General features: G+C 71.1%; 7 protein-coding genes and 1 tRNA gene. 1 reads left to right on the top strand and 7 read right to left on the bottom strand.

The window, feature by feature from the left end:
• A partial coding sequence (locus tag VI078_08165; protein ID HEY5999260.1) for a response regulator transcription factor occupies positions 1–436 on the top strand: 436 nt, incomplete at its 5' end.
• 357 nt (positions 437–793) lie between these two features.
• Here VI078_08165 and VI078_08160 read toward each other — a convergent pair.
• From VI078_08160 to gspD, 7 genes are all read right to left on the bottom strand, one after another.
• Positions 794–868: transfer RNA gene (locus VI078_08160), tRNA-Gln, on the bottom strand.
• The gene (ispE, locus tag VI078_08155) at positions 848–1,744 is read right to left on the bottom strand and encodes a 4-(cytidine 5'-diphospho)-2-C-methyl-D-erythritol kinase (protein ID HEY5999259.1); all 897 of its coding nucleotides are present in this window, start codon (positions 1,742–1,744) and stop codon (positions 848–850) included. Before ispE ends, VI078_08160 begins: the two co-directional genes overlap by 21 nt.
• A 15-nt stretch (positions 1,745–1,759) precedes the next feature.
• Positions 1,760–2,542: a hypothetical protein gene (locus VI078_08150; GenBank protein ID HEY5999258.1), complete on the bottom strand. Its 783-nt coding sequence runs from the start codon at positions 2,540–2,542 to the stop codon at positions 1,760–1,762.
• Entirely contained in the window at positions 2,532–4,238 is a 1,707-nt protein-coding gene (locus VI078_08145; protein ID HEY5999257.1) for a tetratricopeptide repeat protein, read from the bottom strand. Before VI078_08145 ends, VI078_08150 begins: the two co-directional genes overlap by 11 nt.
• On the bottom strand, positions 4,235–5,188 hold the full coding sequence (locus VI078_08140; GenBank protein HEY5999256.1) for a UDP-glucuronic acid decarboxylase family protein: 954 nt from the start codon (positions 5,186–5,188) through the stop codon (positions 4,235–4,237). The genes VI078_08145 and VI078_08140 overlap by 4 nt, the downstream gene beginning before the upstream one ends.
• Positions 5,189–5,198: 10 nt before the next feature.
• A complete protein-coding gene (locus VI078_08135; GenBank protein HEY5999255.1) occupies positions 5,199–5,729 on the bottom strand; it encodes a hypothetical protein in 531 nt (176 codons plus the stop codon).
• Positions 5,726–7,805 (bottom strand): type II secretion system secretin GspD (gspD, locus tag VI078_08130; GenBank protein ID HEY5999254.1); only part of this gene is annotated, 2,080 nt, incomplete at its 5' end. The genes gspD and VI078_08135, both read right to left, overlap by 4 nt.

Genomic DNA, 7,805 nt, shown 5'->3' with positions numbered 1-7,805 from the left:
CTCCGTGTCCGCCGGCGCGCGCGGCTCCGCATCCGCCGCGCCGGGGGACGGCATCCGGGTCCTCGTCGTGGACGACCACGCCGTCATGCGCGAGGGGCTCTCGCGCATGCTCACCGAGGAGGGCGGGATCGAGGTGGTCGGCGAGGCCGACGACGGCCAGAAGGCCATCGAAATGGCCTGGAAGCTGTCCCCGGACGTCGTGCTCATGGACGTGAGCATGGCGTCCCTCGGCGGCATCGACGCGACGCGGGTCATCCACTCGAGCATGCCCGAGATCAAGATCATCGGGCTGTCGATGCTCGACGATGCCGGGACCGCCCAGGAGATGCTCACCGCGGGCGCGACGGTGCACCTGAGCAAGAGCGGGCCGGTCAGCCAGATCGTGCGCGCCGTGCGCGCCTGCACCGGCCGCGCCGATCCCCCGCCCGCTCCGTAGCGCCTCCTCCCGCAGGATCTTACGCCGATCGTTCGCCCGTTCCCGGGCACGGGGGGTGACAGCGGCAAGGCCGCGCCATCAGGGGGGCGGCAGCCCCCCTATGGAAGCGACGGCTGAGCGCAATGCCTCCCCGACGCTTCGCCCGTCGCTGGGGGGGGGTGACAGCGGCAAGGCCGCACCATCAGGGGGGCGACAGCCCCCCTATGGAAGCGACGGCTGAGAGCGGTGCGTGTCCGGCGCTTCGCCCGTCGCTGGGGGGGTGACAGCGGCGAAGCCGCGCCACAGGGGGGGCCGCCGGCCCCCCATATGGAAGCGCCGCCTAACGGAGTGGCCTTGCCGTAAGCGTTGCGCGGCGCTTGGCTGGGGCGGGAGGATTCGAACCTCCGAATGCGGGATCCAAAGACCCGTGTCTTACCGCTTGACGACGCCCCACCGTCTCCGACGCCCGAGAAAGCGCGCGCTCACGAACGCCCCCGGGAACGCTCCTCCCAGCGCCCGCGCCGCACCGCGCGCGGCCCGCGGCTCCTCGAAGAGCCCGACGACGCTCGAGCCGCTGCCGCACAACAGCGCTCCGGCGGCCCCGACGCGCAGGAGCGCGGCCTTCACGGCGGCGAGCCGCGGCAGGAGCCTGAAGGCGGGCCCCTCGAGATCGTTGAAGAGCGCGTCCCCGAGACACCGCAGGTCGCCCTCCCGCCACCGCGAGAGCAGGATGGTAAAAGGCCTCCGGGCGGGTGTCAATGCGCCCCGGGCCAGGTTGCCGTACACGGCGGCCGTCGAAAGCCCCTCGGGCGGGATGTGGACCAGCGCGGTCGCGGCGCCCGGCCACGGCGGCAGCAGTGTCAGGATTTCGCCGCGCCCAGTCCCCACCGCGGCCCCGCCCTCGAGAAAGAACGGCACATCGGAGCCGAGCCCCGCCGCCACCTCCAGGAGCGTCCCACGCTCCGGACGGATGCCCAGCAACCGGCAGCAGCCAAGCAGCGTCGCAGCCGCATCGCTGCTCCCCCCGCCGAGCCCGCCCCCCGCAGGGATCCGCTTCTCGATCAGAATCTCGACGCCGCCGCGCGTGCCGGTCCGCTCCAGGAGCGCCTCCGCGGCGCGGTGGGCCAGGTTCGCGGAGCCGAGCCCCGGCAACGCCGGGCACACCACCCTGCAGCCGCGCGCCCGGCGTCGCAGCGTGAGCCGGTCGCAGAGCGAGATCGCCTGGAAGAGCGTGAGCAGGTCGTGGTAGCCGTCGTCGCGACGGCCGAGGACGCGCAGGCCGAGGTTGATCTTGGCCGGCGCGAGGATGCGGACCTCCCCGCCGGTCATGGGCCGTTGCGCGGGCTACGGCAGCCGCCAGGACGTCCAGTTGGTCCCGTCGGCCAACCGGGGCCGCACTGGCGTGCTGGCGAGCGACGGGTTGGACTCGACCTCGCGGAGCTGCAATGACACGGTGAGCCCCGCCTTCAGGTAGCTCACCTCGAAGGCCCCGGGCATCCGGCGGCCCGCCGCCTCGGCCGAGCCGCGCACCTGCATCTGCAACACCGGGTCCTCCTCGCCGCAATACCAGAGGTAGGTTCGCGGCGTCGGTCCGCCGGCCTCCTCGCGGAACCGCACGCTCTCGCGCAGCGCGCCGTCGCGCCGCCGCTCGAGGACGCGATCACGCCAGAACGACCTGATCGCGAGGCTCTCCCCCGCTGGCGGACCCGAGCTGGAGGCCAGGACCGCGGCGACCCAGTCCTCGGGCACGACGCCGCGGCAGTCGCCCGGGAAGACGCCCAGCGAGGCCGCGACCCCCGTCCCCGGTCGATACTGGACGATGCGGCCGCCCTCGCTGTAGATCATGGCGACCGGACGGTCGAGCGGATCGAGCAGGTCCAGCCGGAAGCCCCCGAGGCTGTCGAGCAGCAGCACCCCGGGCAGGGAGATGCGCCGGCCGGCATAACTCAGCTGCGCCTCCACCACCGCCCGCATGGTGCTGAGCCCCTGGTTGGGCCCGAGCAGGCGCGCGTAGACCTCCGCGGGGCTCTGCTCCGGGCCTGCGGCCGGCTTCTGACCGGCGCATCCGGCCGCGAGGACACACAGGGCGGCCGCCACGGCCAGCCCCCGACTCAGGCTACTTTGCATCGTCGATCTTCCTCTTGAGCGCCGCGTTGTCCGGGGTGATCGCAAGCGCCTTGCGCCAGGCCTCAGCCGCCTCCGCGCTCCGCCCCGCCTTCGAGTAGACGTCCCCGAGGTGCTCGAGGATCACGGGGTCGTCGCTGACCAGCGAGGCCGCCCGCTCCATCTGCGCCATCGCCTCGGCGAGCATCCCCTTCTGGTAGTAGGCCCACCCGAGGCTGTCGACGTAGTAGCCGTTGTCCGGCGCCAGGTCGACCGCGCGCTGGATGAGCGAGACCGCCTCGTCGAGGTTCTCGCCGCGCTCCGCGAAGAGGTAGCCGAGGTAGTTGTACGCGTTGGCGTTGCGCGGGTCGGCCTTGATCGCCTCGCGGAAGGCCGCCACGGCCGCCGGGATGTCCTTGCGCTTCTCGAGGTAGACCCCCTTCTGGAAGAGCAGATCGCCGTCGCCGGGCACCGCCTCGAGCCCGCGCGCGACCGTCTTCTCGGCGGCGGCCATGTCGCCGGCGTCATCGTGCGTCAGCGCGATCTGCACGTAGGCCTGCGCGGTCTTCGGCGCCAGCTCGACGATCTTCTCGAACTGCGCCAGGGCCTCCGCGTGGCGCTTGAGGCGGCGGTAGACGATGCCGAGGCGCATCCGGTCGTCGACGGCGTCCGGCTCCATGTCCAGCACGGCGTGCAGCTCGCGCGCCGCGTCCTCCAGCCGGCCCTGCTCCTCGTAGACGAGGGCGAGGATGCTGCGCACCCGGGTGTTCCCGGGCTCCTGCGCGAGCACCCCGAGCAGCGTCTTCGCCGCCTCCTCGAGCGCGCCCTGCTGCAGCTGCACGATGCCGACCTTCGTCCGCACCAGCAGGTTCCCCGGCTCGAACACCAGCAGCGCCTGGTACTGCTCGAGCGCCTGCGCCCACTCGCGCCGCTGCAGGTGGATCTCGCCGACGCGCAGGCGGATCTCCGTGTCGTGGGGATTCATCTCCAGCAGCCTGCGGTATGCCGCAAGCGCGTCCGCGGGCCGGCCCCAGTGGTCGTAGAGAATGCCCAGGTACTTCTCCCCCGCGACGAACTCCGGGTTGATCACGAGCGCCTTCTTCAGGCTGCCCTCGGCGGCCTCGAACTCCTTGCCCTCGCTCTGGAGCCGCCCGAGCTGGTAGTAGCCGAGGTAGCTCCCGGGGAGCTGCCCGACGAGACGCCCGAGGACCTCCGAGGCCTCGGGCTTGCGGCCGGCGTCGGCCAGGAGGTTCGCGAGCTGCAGGTACGCGTCCTCGCGCTTGGCGTCCAGCTCGATCACCTTGCGGTACACGGCGATCGCCTCGTCCTTCTTGCGCTGCGCCGACGCCAGGTCGGCCAGGAGGAGGTAGGCGTCGACGTTGGTGGGGTCGAGGGCCACCGCCTTGCGCGCCAGCCCCAGCGCCTCGTCCGTGCGGCCGAGCCGCGAGACCACCTCGGCCAGCTCGACGTGGAGGAACGCGGAGCCGGGGTCCTTGGCGATCGCCTCCTTCAACAGGCGCTCGGCCTCGGGCAGCCGGCCCTCCCGCAGCTCGCGGCTGGCCTGCAGGTAGCTGTAGTAGGCGAGGTAGTTCACGTCACGGCGCTGCGGCGGCTGCTCCTCGGGGATGTTGCGCGCGGCGCCGCAGGCGGCCTGCGCGAGCACCAGAAGCGCCACGGCGCAGGCGCGCACCGCCCCGGGGAGGACGCGGCGCACGCTCACGCGGCGCCCCCCGCGGACGCCCCGAGCCTCTCGCGGAAGTACGCGATGGTCGCGGCAAGACCCGTCTCCAGGTCGACCCGCGGCTGCCACCCCAGGGAGCCGGCCGCGAGCGTGATGTCCGGCTGGCGCACCCGCGGGTCGTCCACCGGGAGCGGCTGGTGCACGATCCCGCTGGCGCTCCCCGTCTGCGTGATGACCAGCCGCGCCAGCTCGAGCAGCGAATGCTCGGTCGGGTTGCCGATGTTCACGGGGTCGGCGCCGCCGCGGCGCAGCAGGCGCCAGATCCCCTCGACCATGTCCGAGATGTAGCAGAAGCTGCGCGTCTGGCTGCCGTCGCCGTACACCGTCAGCTCCTCGCCGCGCAGCGCCTGGCAGATGAAGTTCGGGATGGCCCGCCCGTCGCGGATGCGCATGCGCGGCCCGTAGGTGTTGAAGATGCGCACGATGCGCGTCTTCACGCCGTGGGTCCGGTGATAGGCCATCGTCATCGCCTCGGAGAAGCGCTTCGCCTCGTCGTAGACGCCCCGCGGCCCGATCGGGTTCACGTTCCCCCAGTAGCTCTCGCGCTGGGGGTGCTCGAGCGGGTCGCCGTAAACCTCCGAGGTCGAGGCGAGCAGGAACGTGGCGCCCTTCTCCTTGGCGAGCCCGAGCGCCTTGTGCGTGCCGAGGCTCCCGACCTTGAGCGTCTGGATCGGCAGCTCCAGGTAGTCCACCGGCGAGGCGGGGCTCGCGAAGTGCAGGATCGCGTCCAGCGGCCCGTCGACGTAGAGGTAGTTGGTGACGTCGTACTTGACGAAGCGGAATTTCGGGCTCGTGATGTGCGCGATGTTGTCGACGCTGCCGGTGAGCAGGTTGTCGAGGCAGATGACCTCGTCGCCCTCGGCGAGGAAACGATCGCACAGGTGCGAGCCGATGAAGCCCGCTCCTCCGGTGATCAGAATGCGCGCCACGCGTCCGGGCCTACCGGGTGAGCACGATCTGGATGCCGCCGTCGGTCTCGAGGCGGGTGCCTTCGTCGGTCTGCGCGTGGAAGGTCACCCGCGCGGTCAGGGAGATCACGGAGCCGGGGACGTTCGCGGCGATCCACTCCTTCAGGGCCGCGGGCACGACGGGGAAGTCGAAGATCTTCCCGGTGGTCGTCTCGCCCGCCTTCGGCGCGGCCAGGTAGAGCGTGACCGGGTAGTCGTAGCTCGGCAGCGCGGAGCCGGCGAGGCCGTACTCCACGTGGGCGCTGTAGACGAAGATGCCCGTGCCCGCGGTCGTGTTGTCCCCGCCGACCGTGAAGCTGGTGTTCACGAACCCGGCGTTCGCCTTCTCGACGCCCGAGGCGAGGCTCCCCTCAATCACCGTGAGGGGCGAGACCGTGTCCACCGCCGCCGAGCGGTCGAAGCCGAGAAACCGCAGCCAGGCCTCGTCCGGTGGGCGGTCGCAGCCCGCGCCCAGGGCGACGGCCAGCGCGGCGGCGGCGAGAAGCGGGCCGATGCGTCTCATGGCGTGACCTTCTTTTCCATGGGGGGAGGCATGAACTCGCTGATCCCCTTCTTGAGCGTCAGTACCCGCTCCTGGATGGCGCGCGTGAGCCGGTCGCCCTCCTCCACGGATTCGACCACCCGCGGCGTGATGAGCAGCACCAACTCCGTTCGATTGACGACGTTGGACTTGTTGCCGAAGAGGTAGCCGATGATCGGCAGCTTGTAGAGCCCGGGCACGCCCGTGCGCGAGGTCGTGACCTTCTGCTGGATCAGCCCGCCGACGACGAGCGTCTGGTTGTCCCGCACGACCATCGTCGTCTTGGCCGTCCGCTTGATGAAGGTGGGCGAGTTCAGCCCGGTGGTGGTCAGCCCCTCCTGGACCTCGCTGACCTCCTGCTGCAGATCGAGGGTGACGAAGCCGCCCTCGTTCACGTGCGGCGTCACGGTGAGGATGATGCCCGTCGGCCGGTACTCGATGTCGGCGGTGATCGTGTTCGCCGTCGTGGTCGTCGTGGTCGTGTTCGAGGAGAGCGGCGTCGTCTGCTGGCTCTTGAGGATGGGCACCTCGGAGCCGATGTCGATCTTGGCCTCCTTGTTGTTGGTCGCCAGGATGTGCGGCGCGGAGAGGATGTTCAGCTTCTTGGCGTTGGCGTAGGCGCTGATCGCGGCGCTGATGCGGTTGGCCTCGAAGACGGCGAACGAGAAGGCGGACTTCGAGGCCGCGGCGGTCAGATTCGTGGCGCTCGTCAGGTTGAACGTCTCCCCCGGCGCCTTGACCGCGCCCTGCCCGGTCAGCGCCCAGTTGATGCCGAACTCGTTGGTGTCGTCGAGCGTGATCTCCGCGATGAGCATCTCGATCAGCACCTGCTTGGGCATCTGGTCCAGCTTGCGGATCACGTCCTCGACCGTCGGGTAGAACCACGCGGCGGTCTGGACGATCAGCGAGTTGGTGTCCTTGTCCGGCACGACGACGACGGGCGCGGCAGCCCCGCTCTCCCCGATGCCGCCGGAGAGCGAGACGGCGCCCGAGACTGCCACGGGCGCCGCCGGGGCCGCCGGCTGCCCCGGGACCTGCGACGGGGCGACGCGGGCCGGCGTCGCCGCGGCAGGCGACGCCGTCGGGCCCGACGTGCTCCGCGAGCCGCCCTTGGACTGCTCCTTCCGGAAGATCTTCTCGATGACCCCGGCGAGCGTCTCCGCGTTCGCGTGCGACAGCGGGTAGACGAAGATCCGCTCGTTGGCCTCGCTGACCGGCAGGTCGAGCTTGCCGATCCACTCGCGCACGTTGACGGCCAGCCCCGGCTCGCCCGAGAAGACCATGATCGCGTTCGACTGCGGCACGGGCACGATCCGGAAGAGCGTCCGCGCCCGTCCCGCGGCGGTGTACACCTGCGTCACGATCTGGGTCAGCTCCTTGGCGAGGTCCTCGACGCCGGCGTGGCGCACCGGGTAGAGCTCGACCTGGATCGAGGCGAACGTGTCGACGTCGAGCACCTCCACGATCTTCATCAGGTCGGCGATCTTCCCGGGGATCTCGGTCAGGAAGAGCAGCCGCGCGGGCTCGTAGGCCTGGTAGACGCCGGCGGCGGTCTTGAACGGCGTGAGGACCTTCACGACCTCGCCGGGGCCGATGTGCCGCAGCTGGACGATCTTCGTCACGAGGCCCGTCGTTGCGGTCGTCGCGGCCTCCATCGGCACCGTCTCGACGTTCTCCTGCTTGGCCTGCGCCACGGGGACGATCTTGTAGAAGTCGCCGGACTTGACGGCCGTGAAGTTGTTGACCTGCAAGATCTGCTCGAGCACCGGCAGCAGGGCGCTCACCGGCAACTTCTCGGTCGTCTGGATGGTGACCCGCCCGCGCACCGACGGCGAGACGATGTAGTTGAGGCGCAGCAGCTCCGCGATGGTCTGGATCACGACCGAGATGTCCGCGTTGTCGAAGTTGAGGCTGACGTAGCGCTCGGGGACGGCCGGCGCCGCCGGCTTCAGCGGCGCCTCTTCCTTCTTCGGCTCGGCCACCGCAGCGGGCTTCGCTGCCGCGACCGCGGGCTCGGCCGGCGCCGGCGCGGGGGCGGGCGCAGCCGCCGGCTCCGGG

This window comes from bacterium (genome assembly GCA_036524115.1).
Classification (GTDB): domain Bacteria; phylum JAUVQV01; class JAUVQV01; order JAUVQV01; family DATDCY01; genus DATDCY01.
Note: the sequence above shows the minus strand (reverse complement) of the source record. Positions and strands in the feature narration are given on the sequence as shown.

Excerpts from the sequence above, each read along its gene's own strand:
- ispE (HEY5999259.1), bottom strand. The coding sequence starts at position 1,744 with ATGACCGGCGGGGAGGTCCGCATCCTCGCGCCGGCCAAGATCAACCTC.
- VI078_08150 (HEY5999258.1), bottom strand. The coding sequence starts at position 2,542 with ATGCAAAGTAGCCTGAGTCGGGGGCTGGCCGTGGCGGCCGCCCTGTGT.
- VI078_08135 (HEY5999255.1), bottom strand. The coding sequence starts at position 5,729 with ATGAGACGCATCGGCCCGCTTCTCGCCGCCGCCGCGCTGGCCGTCGCC.